Source organism: Chloroflexota bacterium, from assembly GCA_023475225.1.
Taxonomy (GTDB): Bacteria; Chloroflexota; UBA6077; order FW602-bin22; family JAMCVK01; genus JAMCVK01.
In genome coordinates, this window is record JAMCVK010000017.1 from 1 (window position 1) to 20,162 (window position 20,162).

Consider the following 20,162-nt stretch of genomic DNA (forward strand, 5'->3'; position numbering starts at 1 on the left):
ACGGCGAAAACGCGCCGTACGGGGGGCAAATCTCATCCCTTACCACCAGTTCACCATTGGGGCGTCGTCCAAATTCCAGTTTGAAATCCCAGAGTTCGATGCCCAATGGCGCCAGAAAGCATTGCATAACGGAATTCACCTGTCTTACCGTCCTTTTGATCTGCTCGATCTCAGCCGCATCTATGATGGACAGCTTGCGCACTGCTTCTTCTGTAATAAGGGGGTCTCCTAGAAGGTCATCCTTGAGCGTGAACTCAATCAGACCATCCAACGGCTGCCCTTCCTGTACAAACTCTCCATAGCGGCGGACAAAGGACCCGGTCGCTTGATTACGGCAGATGACCTCTAACGGTATCAGTTTCAGGGCCTCTACACGGATTTGCCATTCATCCAACTGCTGTATTATTGGGGTGGCGATACCGGCCTGGCGCAGGAGGGTGAAAAAGGCCATGGTTATCGTTAGATTCTTTTTCCCACTTCCGGGAATGGTGCCGACAATGAAATTACCTCCCGGATCTGGTGTGCCATCCGGCCAGCCGGTCACGTTATCCTTGAATGCGATGATGATGTCATCGCTACCGGATTCAGCGTATACCGTTTTGGTTTTGCCATTGTAAATAAGACGTTGTTCGGATTGTTCAGGCATAGTACCCCTTGTTTAATCGAGGTCGAAGCGCTCCATCATCAATGGAATTAAGTCAGCCAGATTATCCAAATGCGGGCAGTCCACCTCACTGTAACAGTGACGCCGATCTATCAGCACTGGGGCGATCCCTACTGCTCGGGCACCTATGACGTCGGCCTCGTAAGAATCGCCTAAGTGTAGGACACAATCGGCACTTATGCCGAGCTGGTCCAGGGCATATTGGAAGATACGTCCATCGGGCTTGCCAACCCCAACGATCTCTGATGAGACGATGAGCTCCAGGTATGGGGTAAGAGCAAACTGCCTGGCTAACTCGGCTAACCTTTGTTCCGAGTTGTTGGATACCACAGCCAATCTCAACCCCCGAGACCGCAGGGACTGGATTACCGGTATAGCATCCTCGAAAAGCAGCGTTTCCTTGACCAGCTCACGTTCTTGGAAGGCTTGAGTGGTGGCTCGGAGCACGGGTTCAGGCAGACGCAGCTGGCTACAGAGTGCTTCTACATACTGCTCGCTGGGTAAGATAGCCCCAGACCTGATGGCCGCTTCGGCGCAGATCAGGGCGGAATCGCTGATGTTGTAGCCGAATTTCTCCAAGACTGCTCCGAAGGTATCATAGCGATGTGGCTTAACGTAACAGAGTGTATCATCCCAGTCAAAGAAAATGGCTCTTAACCTGTTCACGTATCTATCCCACCTGTTAGCAAAAAGGCGTTCAGAGACGCTTCGCAACCCCATGATGCATCCCTATTGTAACAATCTCATACTAACTAACTTTGCGGCTTCTGGTCAAGCTTTGGGTAGTGCCGCTACCCCTTGATCCTCCTTTGGCAGAACTTTCTGCCATGGGTAAAAGAAGGCAATCCTCGTAAGGGGATTGAAACATGGATTATAATGGTATTGAGGAGAGGTAGTTCAGCAAACCTTCTCGAGGCTTACAAATTATTTTGAGGAGGTAGTAGGATGCTTGAGAACATCAAGTGGCTCGGCCATGCTGGTTTCAAGATCAGCGGGGAGAAGACCATCTATATTGACCCCTGGCAATTGAAACGGGAGAAGGAGCCGGCAGACCTGATCCTGGTCACCCACGAACATTTTGATCACTGTTCCAAGGAGGATATAGCCAAAATCAGGAAAAATGATACGGTCATCGTGACCATTGCTGCTTGTGCGAAGGAACTTGCGGGGCAAATCAAAACGGTGAAACCGGGTGATATGCTGACGGTGCAGGGTATACCCATTGAGGTTGTCTCAGCCTACAACGTGAATAAGTTCCGCAGTCCGGGGGTGCTCTACCATCCGAAGGAAGATGCTAAGGTTGGCTTCATCGTCACTGTCAAGGGTGTGCGCATCTACCACGCCGGTGATACCGATTTCATCCCCGAGATGCGGGATATAAAGACCGATGTAGCCCTCTTACCCGTCAGTGGTGTCTACGTTATGACGGCTGGGGAGGCCGTCGAAGCCGCCGCAGCGATTAATCCGAAGGTAGCAGTTCCCATGCATTACGGGAGCATCGCTGGATCAGCAGCTGATGCGGAGAGGTTTAAGCGGCTAAGCAGTGTGGAGGTGCAAATTCTGACGCCACAGGGCTGAGAGTCGTTTGGCCAGGGCTAGCTGGCTGCCGGCAAAGATTGGCTGGCCACAACTGGTTCTCTGAGCAGTGGTCTAATGGATAGCACTTTCAGGAGCGCGGAGACAACCTGCGGGTCAAACTGTGTACTGCTATGCCTTTGCAGCTCAAAAGCCGCCCGTTCGGGAGTTAGAGCGCCACGATAAGGCCTATCAGAGGTCATCGCGTCGAAGGCATCGGCTACAGCGAGGATGCGGGCGCCCAAAGGAATCTTGCTGTTTGGAATCTGCTTGGGGTAGCCGCTGCCGTCATAGCGCTCGTGATGATGGAGAATAAAGTTCTTTCCCAGCCTGAAATCCGGGAATTTGGACACAATATCGGCGCCAATCTCGGGATGTTTCTGCATCTCTGCCCACTCTGTCGGGTCAAGGCGCCCCGGCTTGATAAGGATGGAACTTCTGACACCGATCTTACCCACATCGTGGACACGGGCGGCAGAGCGAATCAGGTCAATCTCTTCGTGGGAGAGCCCCATAGCAGTCGCTATCTCGGCAGCGTATTCAGCCACACGTTGAGAATGAGCGTAAGTATAGGGATCGCGCATATCTACGACATCGGCCAGCGACTCCATGGCCTCCTTGGTCTGGAGGCGTAATTGGAGGCTATTCTTGAAGGAGAGATAGACGATCGCTACCGGCACGATCACCAGCATGATGGTCCACGGATAATCGCGAGCGGTCCAAGCGGCCAGGATGCCGAGGAGGAAGAGGGCCACGTGTTGAGCGGCGTCGTAGCGGCGATCGGTCAACCATAAATGTAATGGGTCCTGTCGGAGCTGTAGTCCAGCGGCTACCGAAACGGCCAGCGTGTTGGCCAAGTACATAATTGCCGCCGCCAGCGGCATGGCGATGATGTTCTGTTGCCAGAGGGTGGAGAACGGTATTGCTTGCGGAACTAGGCTGTAATAGGTTAATCCACTGAGACCGACGCACACGGCGTGTTGACTGGCATTGAAGAGTGTATTGTACCAACTACGCTTTAGAGCGATGTTACCTAGTCCATTGCCGATAGCCGCCACAACGATAGCCGTGGGAGTTCCGAAGAGGAGGAGACCAGCAAAGAGCGCAGCGGTCGCTACCGATACCTTCACACGGGGCGAGATCATCACCGGATAGCAGGTGGCAACCGCGATTAAAACCGTAAATACTGCTGGCAGCAACAGGTCGTTTGGTAATGGCGTTGCCTTCCAGGTGTAAAGGCAATAAACAAGTAAGACTATCGCTGCCAGCACCATGCTGCCAATGTAAGTTGCGAGGCCAAGAGAGAGTCTGTGCATCCTTACCCCTTTTTACCTCCGGCCGCCGAACACCTGGGTTGGCTGCCCAATAACAAAATAGCGTCCAATCCGGCTAAGCTATTTGTGGGGATTGCTGCCACCCTTCTCTGTCGAGACAGCGACGGAGGGAACGCTGATGATGTGCTGACTCTGGATGTCACTGGCCGGGGTGCCTACGATCTGGGCTTCAGCTGTCGTGCTCATTGGAGCAAGGTGCGACTCACACCAATCTACCGCCGCTGAGGCGCTGGGGACATTCACCATTACTGTACCAGCGATCAGCAGGGTAGCTAGAATGAGCACCCAAATAAATCTCCTCCTCATCTTTCCTCCTTTGATCAAAGACTTATTAGAAACCGATAGGGCGATGGCTACAGAAGCCTGCCTCTGGTTAAAATCTACACCTTTCTTGGGTGGCTCGCAATAGGAAAATAGTACTAATTGGCCCAGACGGTAGTACTATAGAAGTCCATGGGTATACTTTTTGTAAGGTTTTGCGTTATTTGTTCGTCATACTATAGTAAGATCAGGAACGATGAGACAGCGATGGAAGGCGAGATAGTCCAGGTGAATGAGGCGCTGGGAAGGGCTCGGAGGGGAGAGGCGACGGCCTTTGCGCTCATCTATGAGCGTTATGGTGAAGCCATTCACAGGTATGCCTACCGACTGCTGGGCGATCAGACGCAGGCTGAGGATATCGTCCAGGATACGTTCCTGCGGGCCTTCCAGAATATATCCCGTCTGCGGGACGATAGTCGCCTGGAGCCGTGGCTTTACGCCATCGCCTCTCACGCCTGTCTTGATCTGCTGCGGCGAAAACGGCTATTCTCCTGGTTCCTGCTAAAGAGGGGGTATGGCGGAAGTGTTGATTCAGAGAGCAACCAGCTGAGTAGGATGGCCGAGGCCGAGCTGGTGCGTTGCACCTTGGCTCAGATGCCACCGCAATATGCGGCCTGTCTGATCCTGCGCTCTGTGGAGGGTTTCTCCGTTGAGGAGATCGCCGAAATTCTGGGCACCTCCAAGGGGGCGATATGGACGAGGCTATCCAGGGCACGGGAGATGTTCGTTCAGATTTATGGGCGTGTGAGCGGAGGAAAGGGAGATGGGATGTCCCGCTTATAAATTATTGCTCTCACGTTATATAGATGACGCCTTGAGTGAGCGTGAGCGTCAGCAGCTTATCAGTCACCTGATGGGATGTCCTTCGTGTGCCACCATGCTGGCTCGTTACCGGCAGATTCAATCTCTGCTACAGCACGTGCTCACGCCTCAACCTTCGGCCGATTTACGTCAAAGGGTCCTTGCAAGTATAGAACGTCGTAATTCGTTCAGATCGCTGTGGAGCCTCCACTTTGGACGCCTCCTTCTCAGTTTTGTGACGCTTGGAGTCGTGGTGGTGCTGGCGGGAGTGCTTTGGCTGGGATGGAGGTGGCCCCAAAGGGCGATAGGCTCGGCTACGCCTCAGTTTGGCTATACAATCTCCCCCCTGAAAGGTGATAGTGTGTCAACGGCCACGCTAAAGACGAATAGTCCTGGTGAGAAGTTAAGCGGTGAAGGGGGAAGGCTGGCACGGGCGCTAGAGCGGGCCAAGGCTCAGACCACTTTCGAGGTACATTTGCCGGAGTATCTACCCCCCGGAGCAAGATTGGAGCGTTTAAATCTGGAGAGCGTGGGGCCAACAGATAGGATCAATGAGGTTGATATCTCTTATGTGACCAAGGATGGCCGCAAGATACGCCTTTGGCAAAGCAGTCGCTCGGATCTGGGAGGAATGCGTCTTGGACATTTGGCTCAAAAGCGGTTACTCATCGGTGGAAGGGAATGGTGGTACGAACGACGGTCTGATGGCCAAAACGTTGTTCATATCCTGCGTACTCGGCGAGATGGGGTGATCATCTCGGTGGATACGGCGGCACCGCTTGACGAATTGATCAAGATTGTGGAATCACTTAAGTAAGAAACTATTCGCTTGGGCTGAGTTTTGGCCAACTAATTTTGATGCAGGAGAACAATCTATGAAGAGGGTTTACCTTGGGATACTGATATTGGCGATCCTACTTGGCTTGGTGGCTGTGGGTTGTAAGGCTAACATAATAAATGCCTTCGAAGGATCTACTCCAACATCTTCAGCCACAGCCACGCCCAGCGCACCTCGAAGTGAGATGCCTTGGCTGGGGGTTTTATTGCGAGATGCTAGCAAGGTCAAAGAGCACGGTCAGACGCCAGCAGTGGCTAAAGGGGCAGTTGTTGTCCGGGTTATCGCGGACAGTCCGGCGGCTAAGGCCGGATTGGAGAAGGGTGATGTTCTTACGGTCATAAATGGACAAGCGATAGCCACGGCCAGAGAAGCGGTAGATAAGCTAAGCGCATTGCATGTTGGCGATAAGGTATCCCTCAAGGTGATGAGGGATGGGCAGGAGAAAACCGTAGAGGCTACCCTGGGTGCTAGACCGAAAGGAGAGAGAAGATTTATCCCTCCTTCCAGTGTCTTGCCAGAACGCCTTCTATTTGGTGAACTGAAGGGTATCGCGCCGGGCGAAAGGTTTGATCATTTCCTGGGTGGACAGTTCGCCCTCACGAACAAGGAGGGCAAGAGGATAGAGGTGAGGATCATCCCCGGCCGGGCGACGGCTGTAAGCTCGAACAGCATCACCATTGATCCTAACGATAAGAGCGTCAGCGGCGGCCCTTATGAGGTGACCGAGAAAACGATTGTCAGGGCCGGTCCGCGCACTGTTAGGATAGATGCCCTAAAGAGCGGGGATCGCGTGATAATTGTGACGATCGAGTCGCCGACGCATGCGGCTGCTGTGATCGATGTAGAAGGGTTTGGTAAACATGTATTCCCTCACCGCAGCTGGTTCAGGATGAGGGAGAAGGGAGGCTGGTCAGACTTCATATCATCGCCGACTTCTTGAGTCTGTTCATCGTTGTGAAAAACTATCCTGTGGCGCCCAAAGGGGCTTCAGGTGCAAAGAAAGCCCGCGATTTTTGGATCGCGGGCTTTCTGTCATAGGGATCTTATAACAGCCGGCTGACCCTCCTAGGAGCGCCTTGGTATGAGCAGCTTTTGTCCTGGTATGATAGCGTTAGGATCAATGATGTCGTTCATCCGGACCAGGTCTTCGATGGAGACGCCATATCTGGCAGCTATGGCTGAGAGCGTGTCGCCAGGTCGGATGATATAGATGGTCGGCTCTGGGGTAGTGGTAGGTGCTGGACTGGGCAGCAGTGTCGGCGTAGGCATACTGGTGGGTTGGGCTATTACGGTCGCGGTCGGCGTCGGTGAGACTGTGGAACTGGTCATCATCAGAAGAGAGGAGCAGGCGTGCGCGAGCAGAAGAGTGGCCGATAAGGCCAAACCCAGGATAAAGGCTGGAAGTAGCCAATCGGTTGCTGGCAATCTCCCTCGTTGTCGTTCATCAGTGGGCACCTGTTGTGCTCTCCCGGGGCTTTATATTGAGGCCATTATATCATCGCCTGTTGTTTTTTCTAGTACGGGCTGGTTCTGAACATTTGCTATCAAGCGGAATCTTCCCGGGCATCATTGGCCATCGCCACGCTGACTTCTTCCGTGTGCTTGATAAAGGGTCGTAGCAAGTTAGTGAACTCCATAGGGAAGATGTACTTGGTGGCTGGGCTGGCGCCAAGCGTCTTAAGCGTTTCCAGGTATTGGAGGCTCATGGTCTTACTATCTATAGTTTTGGCTACGGCGAAGATCTTATCCAGGGCCATGGCGAAGCCCTCAGCGCGCAGGATCGCTGCCTGGCGATCTCCCTCAGCCCTAAGGATGGCCGATTGTTTTTCCCCTTCGGCAACCTTGATGGCCGCCTCGCGTTTGCCGTCGGCTTCGGTAACCATTGCGCGACGATTGCGTTCAGCCGACATTTGCCTGTTCATCGCCTCCTGTACCTCTCTAGGGGGCAGGATCTCGCGAATTTCTACCGTAGTAACCTTGACGCCCCACCTTTCGGTGACCTCATCCAGTTTTACACGCAGCACCTGATTGATCTGTTCCCTCTTAGCCAGCACATCGTCCAGCAAGATATCACCGATGACGGCTCGTAGGGTGGTGGTGGCTATCCCCTGGCTGGCACCGGCGAAGTTTTTGACCTGCACGACACTTAGTGTAGGATCGACGACCTTCCAGTAGATCAGGAAATCGATGGCGATCGGCGCATTGTCCTTCGTGATGCATGTTTGGTGTGGTATCTCGAGGAAAAGCTCCCGCAGGTCGACCCATACCGGTTGATCAACGATAGGGATCAACAGGACGATCCCTGGACCCTTACTGCCGATGCAGCGACCCAAACGAAAAACAACCAGGCGCTGATACTCGCGTACAATTTTGATAGCCATCGTGGCCAACACTATGATGAGAAGTAGGGGGATGATAATCCAGATTAATGCTTCCATTTTGCCTTCTCCTTTCGTCTTTGGCCATCACGCGCTGCGGCATACTCGTAACCGCAGTCCATCAACAGCCACTACCTGCACCCTTTCCCCAGCTTTGATCATTTCCCCGCTGGTTGTCGCGCTCCACTCCTCGCTTTGCACCTGCACGATGCCGGTCGGATCTAAATCTGATATGGCTATTCCTGTCATCCCGACGAGGCTCTCCACGCCGCTGGTAGGTCGCACCCGTTGGGCCCGCAGCCCGGCACCAAGGGCAAAGATGAAGAAGGCTGATACCGCAGCAGTCATAGCGGTGATTAACCACCAGCTTACGCGTATTTCAGGCATGGTCGGGGCCATAGGGGTCAATGGACTGAAGAGCATAAGGGAGCCCAGAATAAAGGCGATAATGCCCCCTCCCGTCAGTACCCCATGACTGGGAGACTTGAGATCTACAATGAAGAGTATCATAGACACAATGACAAGGGCCAGCCCTCCCCAGTTCAGCGGTAGACTCTCGAAAGCAACAAAGGCTAAAATCAAACAGATGACGCCAGTGATGCCCGGGATGATGGCTCCCGGGTGATAAAATTCGGCGATGATGGCCCAAATGCCGATGGTCAAAAGGAGGTAAGCGATATTCGGATCGACGATAGTGTGCAATAACGTCTCTGGCAAGCTCATCGGCGTTGGGACGATTGCAGCCTCCCTGGTTCGTAAGGTCCTTTCTCCGCCAGCTGTCACCACTGTACGTTCATCGAGCTTGGCCGATAGGTCAGCGAGGTTGACGGCGATGAGATCAATGACTCCATTCTCCAGCGCTTCTTTATCTGTGATAGAGGCGCTTTCCCGCACTGCTTTTTCGGCCCAGGCTGCATTGCGTCCTCTCCGCACCGCAATCGCTCGAGCAGTAGCCGCTGCATCACTAGTTACCTTCTCAGTCATCGTTTTATCGACCTGTTCACCTACGGAGACGGGATGGGCTGCTCCTATGTTTGTGCCGGGGGCCATTGCCGCTACATCGGCGGCTAAGGTGATAAACATTCCGGCTGAGGCGGCGCGTGCTCCGGATGGATAGACGTAGACAATCACAGGTACTGTAGAGTTGAGCATCTTCTGCATCATAGCGCGCATGGAAGTGTCCAGCCCACCCGGCGTATCCAGCTGGATTATCAGGCACTCAGCACCGGTTTGCTCTGCTTTATCGATGGCACGACAGAGATACTGGGCAGTGAGGGGGTCAATGACTCCTTTAATTGTGACCAGGTCTATACGTGGCCCGTTGGCCCAGGCCATACCTAGTGTTACGCCCCAGAGGAACAGTGCCAGGAGCAGCGACTTCGAGATGAGCGGGATAGCCCTCATTTTTTTTGGCCTTTATCTAGCGAACCAACCGCGGCCAGCCTTCGAATCCCTTCTCTCTTATTCTAGCAGTATGTTCGAAGTAAGTCGATAGATACAGAAGAGAGCGTTGCATATCTCCCCCAAATCCCCGCAGGGGGTTCAAGGGGAAGACGCCCTCATCCCCCTACACCCCTTCTCCCGTCCTCCTCCGGAGGAGGACGGGAGAAGGGGGGATTGAACTAGGGCGGAGCCCTAGGACCCTCCAAGGAGGGTGTTCCCTCCTTGACCTCCCCTTACTCCAGTGGGGGAAATTGGATAGGCTGTGTCCCCCGGGTCATCCCAGCAGTGGGGCAGTGCCCCCTTGGAACCCCCTGTTGTGGGGAGAACAGTTCTATCTTATGACCAGGTAGGACAGGTAGAGGAGATACCAGAGTCCGCCTGTCAGCAACAAGGGTGCTGTTAGACGACCGCGCCAGGACATAGTGCCAAAGATAAATGTTGTGGCGCCAAGGGCGATGGCCGCGCTGACGAAACCATCCAGGTTGCGGGTGGTGACGCTCCAATCAGTGAAGATGAGACCAAAGGACACGGGGATGCAGCTTTGGAAGACCATTGCCCCGGTGATATTGCCCAAGGCCAGGGTATCTTTGCCGTCACGTACCCAGAGGATGCTGTTACACTTCTCCGGCAGCTCAGTGGCGATTGGAGCTATAATCAGGGAAAGGATAAGGGCTGGCAGCCGAACCGTTTCGGCAACAGCACTGGTACCATTCACGAAGAGGTATGCTCCGCCCATCATCAGCCCAAGCCCAGCTAATACTTGGAGAATGACCAGGGCTAGTGGTGGGTTGTCCGCATTGCGGGCGAAGTGAAGGGGACTGAGATGGTTGGCATCGATGAGCTCCCCACCCTCGATGGCATGCCGGTAGACGTAGAAAACGTAGATGAGCAAGAACCCCAGAGCAATGATCACCTTAATGGCCGGTGAGGCGAAGAACGCCGCGGCTACAGCCACTAGATAAACGGCGAGAAAAAAGCGTACGTCCCGCCATAGCACCTTAGGGTTGATGCTCAAAGTAGTAGCTCTCCTCCCTGACCAGCTGTACAACACTACAGCGAGTCCGGTCACGAACATGGCCAAGGTAGATAGCATAAATGGTGCTCCCAGGATAGCTCCCATGCCCACATCGTGACCATGTTTAACGCCTCTGGCCAGGAACACGGCGACGATAGGGATCAACGTCTCCGGCAGTGCCGTGCCCACAGCAGCCAAGACACTCCCCACTATCCCCTCGTTGAAGTGGAGCTTATGTCCAACCCACTCAATGGAGTTGGTGAAGAGGTCCGCCGCCCATAGAATTATCCCCAGGCTAAGCACCAACGAAAGAATATCCCAAAGCAATCAATTTCACTCCAACGTTGACAATTGCGCCATGTCGGTATTTAATGTAAAAGTTAACACGGCTTCGCTTAGATTGCAAGGAATAGACCTCTTGGAGCCTATTTCCTAAACCTGAGGAGGGGTAGGGCCTCTTGTAATCTCTATGGCTATTGATTTCTATCAGAGGGTGAGTGAGCATTGCTTCGTTTAGATCCTGAACAACTGGTGAGGATACAAAAGGCTACGTTAGTCCTTGTCATCCTGAGTATAGTCGGTTTGAGCATTTATTTAGTGCTGGCCAGGCCAAATATAGCCAGCTTAGCCGATTATGGTTACCTGGGCATCTTCTTCATTATGTTCCTCTCGTCTTCGACGGTTCTTTTCCCTTTCCCGGGCTTCGCCACGGTGATAGCGGCGGGGGCCCTCTGGTCGCCTCTTCTGGTAGGCATCTGTGCTGGGCTAGGAGCAGCCACGGGCGAACTCACCGGCTACCTGGCCGGCTATGGCGGTAAAGCTTTATTGATCTCACGCCATAGTGAGCGATGGCAGCAGGCGGAAGCGTGGCTGCGCCGTTACGGATTTCTGGCTCTGCTTTTTCTGGCAGCTATTCCCAACCCTTTCTTCGATGTAATTGGGATCGTGGCTGGCAGTCTTTCCTATCCAGTGGGAAGGTTCTGGTTGGCTTGTGGATTGGGGAATTCGGCGAAGCTTATCTTCCTGGCCTATCTGGGGGAAAGAGCGGCCATCTGGTTGCTTCAGTAGAGAGAACAGCGCGGCCGTCTCGTCCCAATTGCAGTGGACGGCAATCGTGATTATAAATCGAGGGGGTTTTAATGAGCATCATCGAAGTAGAAAACCTGGTCAAGAAGTTCAATGGCCTCACGGCCGTAGATGGTATCTCTCTTGAGGTCAAGGAGGGGGAGATCTTCGGTTTTCTCGGCCCCAATGGGGCGGGCAAGACCACTACCATCAATATTATTTGCACCCTGCTGCAGCCCACCTCTGGGCGAATCGTCTTGGATGGTTATGATGTGACCGCCCATCCGGACGCAGTTCGCCGTTCTATTGGTCTGGTCTTCCAGGATACTACCCTGGATGATCGCCTGACGGCCAAGGAGAACCTAGACTTCCATGGCGTGCTTTATAATGTACCGGCACTGATACGCCGGCAACGGGTAGAGGAGCTCCTCAAGATGGTGGAGTTATATGATCGTCGTGATAGCATTGTGCGGACCTTCTCCGGAGGGATGAAACGGAGACTGGAGATCGCTCGAGGGATTTTGCATCACCCTAAAGTGCTCTTTCTCGACGAGCCGACGCTTGGGCTTGACCCACAAACACGCAGTCATATCTGGAGCTACATCCTCGATCTGCGCCAACGGGCTGGGGTTACAATATTCCTTACAACGCACTACATGGATGAGGCGGGTAATGCTGATCGTATCGCTATCATCGATTATGGTCGCATCGTGGCTCTGGATACCCCAGAGCGCTTGCGAAGCCTGGTTGGTGGCGATGTGATTACCCTTAAGACGATCGATGATGCGCGGGCAGCGCACGAACTGTCTCGTATTTTCAATATTCAAGCTCAACAGGGTACTGATGGTCTCCGTTTTGAGGTGTCCAACGGTGAGCAATTCATTCCTGGCTTAGTATCCAGCTTGCAGACAGGGGTAACGTCGGTGAGCCTGCGTCGTCCTACTCTTGATGATGTCTTTTTGAAGCTCACTGGCCGCCAGATACGCGATGAGGAGGTCGATGGGATGGACAGGGCCCGTCTGATCTGGCGCGCTCGAGGCGGCCGCAGATTTCACTGAGGTGGTGAGGAGGGAAGATGATGAACAGCCTAAGGGCTATCTATATCATGTGGCTTCGTGATCTGTTACGTCTAAAGCGTGACCAGGCCAGAGTAGTCACCTCTCTGGCTCAGCCTATCTTATGGCTGTTGCTTATTGGTACTGGTCTCTCGCCAGTAATGCGCTTTGGAATCGGTCCAGGCAGCAACGCTATAGGCTTCGATTACCTTAAGTTTATGTTCCCTGGCGTCCTGGGAATGTCCATTCTGTTCACCTCTATGTTCAGTGGCATGTCCATCGCTTGGGATAGGGAGTTCGGCTTTCTCAAGGAGATACTCGTCGCGCCGGTACCGCGCTGGGCCATCGCTGTAGGCAAGGTGATGGGGGGAAGCACCGTGGCCGTCGTTCAGGGTGCTTTGATGTTGGTGCTGGCACCCTTCCTCGGGATCACCCTTACCCCGGCGATCATCTTGAAGCTTCTGCCTCTTATGTTCCTGGTAAGTTTTGCCATAACTTCTCTGGGTGTGGCTATCGCCGCTGGCACACGGAGCATGGAGGGCTTTCAGATGATCACCCAGTTTGTCTTGTTGCCTCTGTTCATGCTCAGTGGGGCCGTGTTCCCTCTGCGCAACCTACCGGAGTGGATGGAAATATTAGTCAAGCTGAATCCAGTGGCCTATGGGGTAGATCCGATACGCCAGGTCATTCTGCGTCCGAGTGTTCCCTCGGCTGTGATGGAGACTATCTCCTTCAATTCGGTTCAGGTTGATCTGGCTGTAGTGGTGGGGTTCACTGTATTAATGTTGCTCTTTGCGATGGGGAGATTCAGCACGCAGCAGTGATTTCATTCAGGTACCCTGGCATTTGCCCCTAAGATGACCACTATATCGCTGTTGGGAGAGATATCGCTACTCGTCCGGATGTTGGCTTTGGAGATGTGCAGCAGGGTAGCCAGCTGTTCAACAGTGTATCTCTTGTCGGTGTGATCGAGAATTATGGTCTCCCTATAATCAGAGCGATCAGCCTGGGCAACATTGACGATATTATAGCCCTGTCGTTTTAGCACCTCGGCTACGGCCGCGGCCAGTCCGTTGCGGTTTGTACCGTTCCATACCTCCACCCTTGCCGCCTCTTTTCTTAGACGGGCGTCGAAGAAGACCTCTTCGATCACTTTGCGGATTTCGTCTCGTTTGGGCATCAGGGCCCCGAAAATTGGGGAATTTTCCACGAACATCGTCTCGTCGATGGATCTGAGAGCGATGTTCTTGGGGTTGATGTCCTTGCCCAGCTTGGCCAGGGCCAGGATGTCGTTAGGGGGGATGTCGGTTTTGACAGCGTCGCGCAGGATACCCAGCATGCTGGGCAACTTGGGCAGGAGATTCTGTCCGATAGCCTCATTTCTGGCTGCCAAAAGCACCTCCTGTTGCCGTCTGGTACGGGCAATATCGTTATCCCCATGGCGCGAACGGGCATATTGCAAGGCTGTTCTCCCGTCCATCCTTTGTAAGCCGGCCGGGATGAGGACCCGAATGACACCATAGTTGCCCGTAGGGTACTCGTCATCCTTGACTGGTTTTGGTACGTCAAGGGTTATTCCTCCCAGAGCGTCGATAAGCTTCTCGAAACCGTGGAAGTCGACGCGCGCGTAATAATCTATTTTGACGCCAAAGTTGTATTCTACCGTCTTCTCGGCCAGGGCTGGACCGCCTCCGGGATAGTTACCCATATCGCCAAAGAAGTTAGCCGTGTTAATCTTATTTTCGCCGTGACCGGGGATGGGTACCCAGAGATCGCGGGGGATGGAAAACATACCAGCCGACTTAGTATAAGGGTCGATGGTCAGGATGATCATTGTATCAGTGCGGGTGGGCTGTCCCCTTTCATCATCCCGCTGATCTATCCCTAGCAGGAGAATATTTACCCTCTGAGTGCTCTTCCAGGTTGGAAAGCTATCGATCACCCCTGCTGGAGAACTGATGAAGGGAAGCAGCGGCCGTGGGATGCCACTGAGGAGGGACCCCAGAGTTGAGAGAAAAAGGTACCCAAAGTATAACCCACCTATGGCGAAGATAAGGAAAAGAAGGGCGAAGATGGCCAAGGTGAATCGGCCCTGACCACTGTGCTTTACAGCCCCACGTCGATTGGGCTCGCCTCGCCGTTTATGTGATTGATCCCACCGGGGATTGAGCACGGTTTTATCCTTAAAGTGGCTGATGATTTGGGTAGCATTATAACAGCTGGGGGCGAGGAGATAAAGCATTTGGGGTGGTGCTGGTGTTGTAAAGGCATATTGAGGTCAGAGGGCAAGGGGCGCAGCGAGGTTGTTTACGACATAACTCCTTGCCGTGGCGCACGAGTAGGGCGTGGTACTCGTTAAATAGCTGAGGGTCTGGTGGCAGGTTGTCCATAAAGAGGCGTTGTAGATTTTCATAGCTGGCATTTTCCTCAGACAGGCCAAGGCGAGCACAGATGCGACGGGTGTAGGCATCGATGACGAAGACCGGTTTAGCTGCTGCGTAAAGGGCGATGGAATCGGCCGTCTCCGGCCCGATGCCATGTATGCGCAGGAGTTCTCGCCGCAAGGTGGTCAGATCAAGGGTGAACAGCTCCTGGAGGTCGCCGTGGTAACGTTGTATCAGGTGAGCAACGAAAGCTGCTAATTTCTTAGCCTTAGCGTTGTAATAACCAGAAGGATAGATCAGTGACGCTAGCTCCGGCTCGCTAAGTTGAGCAAGAGCCATTGGAGTAAGGACACCACATGCCTTTAAGTTCCCGATGGCCCTCTCAACGTTCGCCCAGGCGGCTGCTTGGGTGAGGATGGCCCCCACGATGACCTCAAAGGGGTCATCAGCTGGCCACCAGTGTTGGGGTCCATAGCGTTGATGCAGGCTTTGATAAACGTAGTCCAGCTTCTCGGCGACAGTCACGGCCAATATTTCGGCTGCTGCGGTTTAAGAGTGTAACGATCCTGTCTTAACCTCTTCCTTCCTCTCTAGGCAATCGCGGTAGATGTACATCAGTTCTTTATCAAAGAGGGCCCGCTTCAGCTGCACGGCTAGTACCCTTGCCGCAGCCAGGATCTTCGTTGTCTGCTCCTCTGTCAGCTCTATCCCAAATTCCCGGAATTTGTAGTGGATAGTGTGCGAGCCCGAGTGCTTGCCGACTACCAGCTGTCGTGTCAGCCCAACCTCCTCTGGGCTGAAGATCTCGTAGTTATGAGGGTTCTTAATCACGCCATCAACGTGGATGCCCGATTCATGGGCGAAAACGTTAGTTCCCACCACTGGTTTCCAGCCAGGTAATATTCGTCCGGAGGCTTGGGAGACATACTCGGCCAGTTCACGAAAACGGCTGGTATCGATTCCTAAGTCAATGTGCTGGGTGTACTTGAGAGCCATCACGACCTCTTCGAGGGCGGCGTTGCCGGCTCGCTCGCCAAGACCATTAACGGTTACGTTGACATAAGTCGCCCCAGCCCGGATGCCAGCCAGGGCGTTGGCTGTAGCCAGACCAAAATCGTTGTGGGTATGCATCTCAATATCGATATGGACTGTTTCAATGAGTCGCTTGATTCGGTCGTAGGTTTCGAAGGGGTCGAGAGCGCCCAGGGTATCGCAGAAACGCAATCTATCTGCCCCCCATTCCTTGGCCGTTTGGGCGAATTGTACCAGGAATTCCCAATCAGCCCGAGAAGCGTCCTCAGCATTGACAGAGACGTAAAGATTGTGCTTCTTGGCAAAGTCTACGCTCCTCTTGATGTTCTCCAGGACCCAAGGACGGTCGCGCTGTAACTTTGTCTGAATATGGATGTCTGAGGCGGAGATGGAGATGGCCACGGCGTTAATCCCACAATCCAGCGAATCTTGGATATCAGAGACAACGGCCCTATTCCAGGCCAGAATGCTGGTGGGGAGGTCAAGCCTGGCGATCATCTTTACGGCCTCTTTCTCGTCTCCTCCCATAGCCGGGATGCCTGCCTCGATTTGATGCACACCAATCTCACTGAGGAGCCTGGCGATACGTACCTTCTCGGCATTGGCAAACACTACCCCCGCCGTTTGCTCTCCATCACGCAAGGTGGTATCGTCTATCTTGATCTGTCTCACTGTACACCCTCCTTACTAACCTACTTAACTTACCAGGAATACAGCCTATTTATGTTGCGGATACACACCAGCCCAGTTCTACATCCAGGGTTTACAATAATGCCGTAGTGTAGCATATATTTAGCTGAAGTGCAAATTGACAGCAGACAAAGGGTGACCTAAAATGAGGCTAATTCGGGTCGCCGGGAATTTCAACTACGATAGGGGTAATCTCAGGAGGGTAATGATGCCCAAACTAGTGTGGGGGATGCTCGCACGCACCGTCATTCCACTTTGGTTACGCCGCTTCAGCCTGATCTTGGGTGTTGCGGTGTTTTTTCTGGCTCTCATCCCGGCCGTCGCGAATGCTCAGCCTGGTGTTCCTCATACCCTGGAGAACCGCAGCAACTGTTTGCAATGTCATGGGCCGGGAGGCATGAAACCGGTCCCGGCCGACCATGCCGGTCGGGGGAACGATACCTGTTTGTCCTGTCATCGGCCTGCTCTGGGGCCAAGCCCAACTGTTGTGTCTGCGACGCCCACCCCTGTTCCCACAGTGGTCCCTGCGATGCCTACACCCACTCCAGCGATTACGCCTATGGCCCCTATCCGCACGCCCGGAGAGCCCACGCCGCTGCCGAGTCCAACCATTACACCCTCTGTCCCGGCTCCCACTGCACCAGTGCCCAGTCCTACCACGGTTATGCCACCCAGTCCTACTCCTACTCCAGCGAAGGTTGGTGTGGTGAGTGCTGGCTGTCGTAGGTGCCACACCAAACCAGAGTTCACCCACGTGGCCTTATCTACCGCTCCTCCCCCAGCCAGCGTGGAGGAAGCTCAGGCGCAAAGGGTGTACGCTCATCGTTTCATCGAGTGTACGTCCTGTCATAGTGAGGATCCACACAAGCAGATGGCGCCGGTGACGAAGGTGTCTATAGCCGAAGCCTGTGGTCGCTGCCACACCTTTGAGCTTGCACTGCATCGGGGTAGCGTCCACGGCCAAAGCCTCGCCGCAGGTGGCCGTGACGCAGCGTCCTGCGTCGATTGTCACAGCACTGAGAATACGCCCCATAGCATCGCTCGTATAATGAGTCCAGACTCTCCCGCCTATCGTCCAAGTATCGCCCATACCTGTGCCCAATGTCACGCTAAAACGGAGCTGATGGCCAGATACGGGGTACCGACGACGGTGTACAGCTCTTATATGGCTACCTTTCACGGTAAGGCCAACGTGTTAAGTCCCTACGAGATCACTCAACATCCCAAGGCTACCTGTATTGATTGCCACGGCTATCACGATATCAAGAGTGTAGAGGCGCCAGATTCACCTGTAAACAAGCAAAACCTGGCCAGCACCTGCGGACGCTGTCATCCTGGCGCTGGCGAAAGATTTGCCAGCGGTTGGTTGGGACATAAGGAGGCTTCGCCCAAGGAGTTCCCAGCAGTATACTTCACGGAACGGTTCTTTTTCTTCTTTACGGCGGCGGTGTTAATCCTCTGATTCTTATTTATGGTCGGGCTTGAGATTCTGGCATGGTCGATGGGGCGCAAGCCGACCTACCATTGATGTAATAACTTCGCTATTTCTCCAGGGAGGATAATTATGGCCATTTCATCAAACGAAGCGGTGATGAACGTTCCCCAACCTGCAGTGGGTAAGGTGAGAGAGGTGATCGTAGGAAGGGCTGTCAGCCGGGAGATCGTTCGTTTTGATGTTCACCAGAGGGCCCAACATTTGATGATGATGGTCTCCTTGCTCCTTTTAGTGTTCACTGGCCTGCCCCAAAAGTTTTATACCCTATCTGTGAGCCAATGGCTTATTGGGGTATGGGGTGGGCTAGACAGTGCTCGCATGATTCATCGGTCAGCAGCTGTAGTGATGATCCTGGCCTGTGTCTATCACCTAGCCTACCTTATCTATGGTATAGTCGTCCTCAAGCGACCGTTCCCCGTCTGGATGATTCCTTCCCCGGAAGATTTCCGGGATTTTTTCCAGAATACGGCTTATTGTCTTGGTCTGGCCAAAGAGAAGCCTAAGTTTGACCGCTACAGCTACTTCGAGAAGTTCGATTATTGGGCGGTGTTCTGGGGTGTTCCCATAATGGTAGGCACGGGGTTGATCCTCTGGTTCCCCTTGATCGCGGTCAGATTTCTGCCGGGGGTGGTGGTACCGATAGCCGCTATTGCCCATAGCGATGAAGCGGTGCTGGCAGCTGGTTGGATCTTCGTTATTCATCTCTATAATGCCCATCTGGCACCGCACATCTTCCCCTTCAATAAATCGATCTTCACCGGTTGTGTGACCGAGGAGCGCTACAAGAGAGAGCACCCCCTCGAATATGAGCGTCTGCTTAAGGTGGCAGAGGCTCCAAGGGAAGCACAGGAGGAGCAGGTCCAAGGGGAGGGCTGAAAGGGACTATGATGGCGCAGTGGGCGATGGCCATCGCCCACTGCGCCTAATGATTAGACGGTAGAGCGAAAGCGCAGACTCGGTGCTCTGGGCTTGGTGTTGGATTGGGTAAGAGAACAGCACTCATCTTCTTGTTCGCCGTTGGCCAGTTGTTGACTGGGTTTGGCCCGCCGGCCTTGATCGAGAGCGATCAGGTTAAGGCCCCCTTATTTGCTGAGCAAGTAGGGCTAGTCCGCCGGGCGATCGCGCCCGAGGTGAGCGCTCGCAGTGTAGCCATCATCGATGGCGCCACCGGCAAGCTCGTTTATGGGAAGGATGCTCATCAGCGGCTACCACCGGCCAGTCTCACTAAGATCGTCACGGCCATCGTGGCTCTGGAAAACGCTCGACTCAGTGATCTGGTCAAGGTCAAAGTGAATAGCGTAGCGATGCCTGGTAGCTCGGTTATGGGACTCCGTTCAGGTGAGGAGCTGACCCTTGAGGACCTCCTGTATGGGCTGATGTTGCCCTCGGGAAACGATGCAGCGGTGGACATCGCCCAGTATGTGGGGGGTAGCGAAGAGCGATTCGTTCAAATGATGAACGCGAAGGTAGCTGAGCTGGGTTTGCAGGACACGCATTTTGTCAATCCCCATGGACTGGATGCCGAAGGCCATTACTCCAGCGCCTATGACATGGCCATGTTAGGGCGATACGCTATGCGTAATCCGGTTTTTGCTAAGATTGTTGGGACAAAGGAGATCACGGTTCGGGGGAAATGGGTCTACTGGCTAAAGAATACGAACGCGCTGCTCTGGAAATATGCCGGCACTGATGGTGTCAAGACTGGCGACGAAGAGGCGGCCGGGCAGACCTTGGTAGCCTCCGTGACCAGAGCTGGTCACCAGGTTTTTGTCGGGTTGATGCACAGCAAAGACCGGGTGGCTGATGCCCAGTCGCTTTTGAACTATCTCTTCGCCAATTTCACCTGGGTCGAGCTCGCCTTGCCACGTAATCCCTTCTTCGGGATGGAAGACGCTGAACAGGTCTGGCACCCGTTCGTTCTACAGGATAAGTACGAGGAATGTCTGGGTACTTGGCAGAGGTCCTTCTTAAACTGGTTCGTTGATTTCAGTCCAGGCGCGGGATCAGGAGTAGCCCGCTTCTATCTGGATGATTCCCTTGTGGCAAAGCTGCCTTTTAGGATACGCTGAGTG

Annotated in this window: 21 protein-coding genes; 10 read left to right on the forward strand and 11 right to left on the reverse strand. The window is 53.8% G+C overall.

Annotated features, from left to right (window positions below; translation table 11 throughout):
• The coding region (locus M1136_03380) for a phosphoribosylaminoimidazolesuccinocarboxamide synthase (GenBank protein ID MCL5074681.1) at window positions 1–646 on the reverse strand (646 nt) is incomplete at its 3' end.
• A gap of 12 nt (window positions 647–658) precedes the next feature.
• Entirely contained in the window at window positions 659–1,330 is a 672-nt protein-coding gene (locus M1136_03385; GenBank protein ID MCL5074682.1) for an HAD-IA family hydrolase, read from the reverse strand.
• 279 nt (window positions 1,331–1,609) lie between these two features.
• Here M1136_03385 and M1136_03390 point away from each other — a divergent pair, with 279 nt between their 5' ends.
• Window positions 1,610–2,242 carry an MBL fold metallo-hydrolase gene (locus M1136_03390; protein ID MCL5074683.1) on the forward strand — a complete coding sequence of 211 codons (633 nt, stop codon included), beginning with the start codon at window positions 1,610–1,612 and terminating at the stop codon, window positions 2,240–2,242.
• Between the two features lie 17 nt (window positions 2,243–2,259).
• On the opposite strand, the gene M1136_03395 is transcribed toward M1136_03390, so the two are convergent.
• Window positions 2,260–3,555, reverse strand: coding sequence for an HD-GYP domain-containing protein (locus tag M1136_03395; GenBank protein ID MCL5074684.1), 1,296 nt, complete (start codon window positions 3,553–3,555; stop codon window positions 2,260–2,262).
• Between the two features lie 78 nt (window positions 3,556–3,633).
• Complete coding sequence (locus M1136_03400) at window positions 3,634–3,879, reverse strand: hypothetical protein (protein MCL5074685.1); 246 nt, start codon at window positions 3,877–3,879, stop codon at window positions 3,634–3,636.
• A 222-nt stretch (window positions 3,880–4,101) separates the two neighbouring features.
• Here M1136_03400 and M1136_03405 point away from each other — a divergent pair, with 222 nt between their 5' ends.
• The 3 genes from M1136_03405 to M1136_03415 are packed head-to-tail and all read left to right on the forward strand — an operon-like array spanning window position 4,102 to window position 6,473.
• Window positions 4,102–4,677 (forward strand): RNA polymerase sigma factor, encoded by a 576-nt coding sequence (locus M1136_03405; protein ID MCL5074686.1) that lies wholly within the window; start codon window positions 4,102–4,104, stop codon window positions 4,675–4,677.
• Window positions 4,658–5,512: a zf-HC2 domain-containing protein gene (locus M1136_03410; protein MCL5074687.1), complete on the forward strand. Its 855-nt coding sequence runs from the start codon at window positions 4,658–4,660 to the stop codon at window positions 5,510–5,512. Before M1136_03405 ends, M1136_03410 begins: the two co-directional genes overlap by 20 nt.
• Before the next feature lie 58 nt (window positions 5,513–5,570).
• The gene (locus M1136_03415) at window positions 5,571–6,473 is read left to right on the forward strand and encodes a PDZ domain-containing protein (protein ID MCL5074688.1); all 903 of its coding nucleotides are present in this window, start codon (window positions 5,571–5,573) and stop codon (window positions 6,471–6,473) included.
• Window positions 6,474–6,598: 125 nt separating this feature from the next.
• On the opposite strand, the gene M1136_03420 is transcribed toward M1136_03415, so the two are convergent.
• From M1136_03420 to M1136_03435, 4 genes are all read right to left on the reverse strand, one after another.
• Entirely contained in the window at window positions 6,599–6,988 is a 390-nt protein-coding gene (locus M1136_03420; protein MCL5074689.1) for a LysM peptidoglycan-binding domain-containing protein, read from the reverse strand.
• An 89-nt stretch (window positions 6,989–7,077) separates the two neighbouring features.
• Window positions 7,078–7,971 (reverse strand): SPFH/Band 7/PHB domain protein, encoded by an 894-nt coding sequence (locus M1136_03425; protein MCL5074690.1) that lies wholly within the window; start codon window positions 7,969–7,971, stop codon window positions 7,078–7,080.
• A gap of 27 nt (window positions 7,972–7,998) precedes the next feature.
• Window positions 7,999–9,315 carry a nodulation protein NfeD gene (locus M1136_03430; protein MCL5074691.1) on the reverse strand — a complete coding sequence of 439 codons (1,317 nt, stop codon included), beginning with the start codon at window positions 9,313–9,315 and terminating at the stop codon, window positions 7,999–8,001.
• Between the two features lie 370 nt (window positions 9,316–9,685).
• Window positions 9,686–10,696, reverse strand: a complete 1,011-nt coding sequence (locus M1136_03435; GenBank protein MCL5074692.1) for a sodium:calcium antiporter — start codon at window positions 10,694–10,696, stop codon at window positions 9,686–9,688.
• Between the two features lie 177 nt (window positions 10,697–10,873).
• On the opposite strand from M1136_03435, the gene M1136_03440 reads away from it, so the two are divergent.
• From M1136_03440 to M1136_03450, 3 genes are all read left to right on the forward strand, one after another.
• Window positions 10,874–11,437, forward strand: coding sequence for a VTT domain-containing protein (locus M1136_03440; GenBank protein ID MCL5074693.1), 564 nt, complete (start codon window positions 10,874–10,876; stop codon window positions 11,435–11,437).
• Between the two features lie 71 nt (window positions 11,438–11,508).
• Window positions 11,509–12,492, forward strand: coding sequence for an ATP-binding cassette domain-containing protein (locus M1136_03445; GenBank protein MCL5074694.1), 984 nt, complete (start codon window positions 11,509–11,511; stop codon window positions 12,490–12,492).
• 17 nt (window positions 12,493–12,509) lie between these two features.
• Window positions 12,510–13,313 (forward strand): ABC transporter permease, encoded by an 804-nt coding sequence (locus tag M1136_03450; protein ID MCL5074695.1) that lies wholly within the window; start codon window positions 12,510–12,512, stop codon window positions 13,311–13,313.
• A 2-nt stretch (window positions 13,314–13,315) separates the two neighbouring features.
• Here the strand turns inward: M1136_03450 and M1136_03455 are convergent, their stop codons facing one another.
• Genes M1136_03455 through nifV form a run of 3 tightly spaced genes read right to left on the reverse strand, consistent with a single transcriptional unit; the run spans window position 13,316 to window position 16,577 of the window.
• A complete protein-coding gene (locus M1136_03455) occupies window positions 13,316–14,662 on the reverse strand; it encodes an LCP family protein (GenBank protein ID MCL5074696.1) in 1,347 nt (448 codons plus the stop codon).
• 37 nt (window positions 14,663–14,699) lie between these two features.
• A complete protein-coding gene (locus M1136_03460) occupies window positions 14,700–15,404 on the reverse strand; it encodes an endonuclease III domain-containing protein (protein ID MCL5074697.1) in 705 nt (234 codons plus the stop codon).
• Between the two features lie 18 nt (window positions 15,405–15,422).
• Window positions 15,423–16,577 carry a homocitrate synthase gene (nifV, locus tag M1136_03465; protein ID MCL5074698.1) on the reverse strand — a complete coding sequence of 385 codons (1,155 nt, stop codon included), beginning with the start codon at window positions 16,575–16,577 and terminating at the stop codon, window positions 15,423–15,425.
• Window positions 16,578–16,740: 163 nt separating this feature from the next.
• On the opposite strand from nifV, the gene M1136_03470 reads away from it, so the two are divergent.
• From M1136_03470 to M1136_03480, 3 genes are all read left to right on the forward strand, one after another.
• Entirely contained in the window at window positions 16,741–18,057 is a 1,317-nt protein-coding gene (locus tag M1136_03470; protein ID MCL5074699.1) for a hypothetical protein, read from the forward strand.
• Between the two features lie 102 nt (window positions 18,058–18,159).
• Complete coding sequence (locus M1136_03475) at window positions 18,160–18,966, forward strand: cytochrome b/b6 domain-containing protein (protein ID MCL5074700.1); 807 nt, start codon at window positions 18,160–18,162, stop codon at window positions 18,964–18,966.
• A gap of 104 nt (window positions 18,967–19,070) precedes the next feature.
• The gene (locus M1136_03480) at window positions 19,071–20,159 is read left to right on the forward strand and encodes a D-alanyl-D-alanine carboxypeptidase (GenBank protein MCL5074701.1); all 1,089 of its coding nucleotides are present in this window, start codon (window positions 19,071–19,073) and stop codon (window positions 20,157–20,159) included.
• The last annotated feature ends 3 nt before the right edge of the window (window positions 20,160–20,162 follow it).

What these genes read in the sequence shown, in the direction of transcription:
- M1136_03390 (MCL5074683.1), top strand. Translation starts at nt 1,610, where the DNA reads ATGCTTGAGAACATCAAGTGGCTCGGCCATGCTGGTTTCAAGATCAGC.
- M1136_03395 (MCL5074684.1), bottom strand. Translation starts at nt 3,555, where the DNA reads ATGCACAGACTCTCTCTTGGCCTCGCAACTTACATTGGCAGCATGGTG.
- M1136_03400 (MCL5074685.1), bottom strand. Translation starts at nt 3,879, where the DNA reads ATGAGGAGGAGATTTATTTGGGTGCTCATTCTAGCTACCCTGCTGATC.
- M1136_03405 (MCL5074686.1), top strand. Translation starts at nt 4,102, where the DNA reads ATGGAAGGCGAGATAGTCCAGGTGAATGAGGCGCTGGGAAGGGCTCGG.
- M1136_03410 (MCL5074687.1), top strand. Translation starts at nt 4,658, where the DNA reads ATGGGATGTCCCGCTTATAAATTATTGCTCTCACGTTATATAGATGAC.
- M1136_03415 (MCL5074688.1), top strand. Translation starts at nt 5,571, where the DNA reads ATGAAGAGGGTTTACCTTGGGATACTGATATTGGCGATCCTACTTGGC.
- M1136_03425 (MCL5074690.1), bottom strand. Translation starts at nt 7,971, where the DNA reads ATGGAAGCATTAATCTGGATTATCATCCCCCTACTTCTCATCATAGTG.
- M1136_03430 (MCL5074691.1), bottom strand. Translation starts at nt 9,315, where the DNA reads ATGAGGGCTATCCCGCTCATCTCGAAGTCGCTGCTCCTGGCACTGTTC.
- M1136_03445 (MCL5074694.1), top strand. Translation starts at nt 11,509, where the DNA reads ATGAGCATCATCGAAGTAGAAAACCTGGTCAAGAAGTTCAATGGCCTC.
- M1136_03450 (MCL5074695.1), top strand. Translation starts at nt 12,510, where the DNA reads ATGATGAACAGCCTAAGGGCTATCTATATCATGTGGCTTCGTGATCTG.
- M1136_03470 (MCL5074699.1), top strand. Translation starts at nt 16,741, where the DNA reads ATGAGGCTAATTCGGGTCGCCGGGAATTTCAACTACGATAGGGGTAAT.
- M1136_03475 (MCL5074700.1), top strand. Translation starts at nt 18,160, where the DNA reads ATGGCCATTTCATCAAACGAAGCGGTGATGAACGTTCCCCAACCTGCA.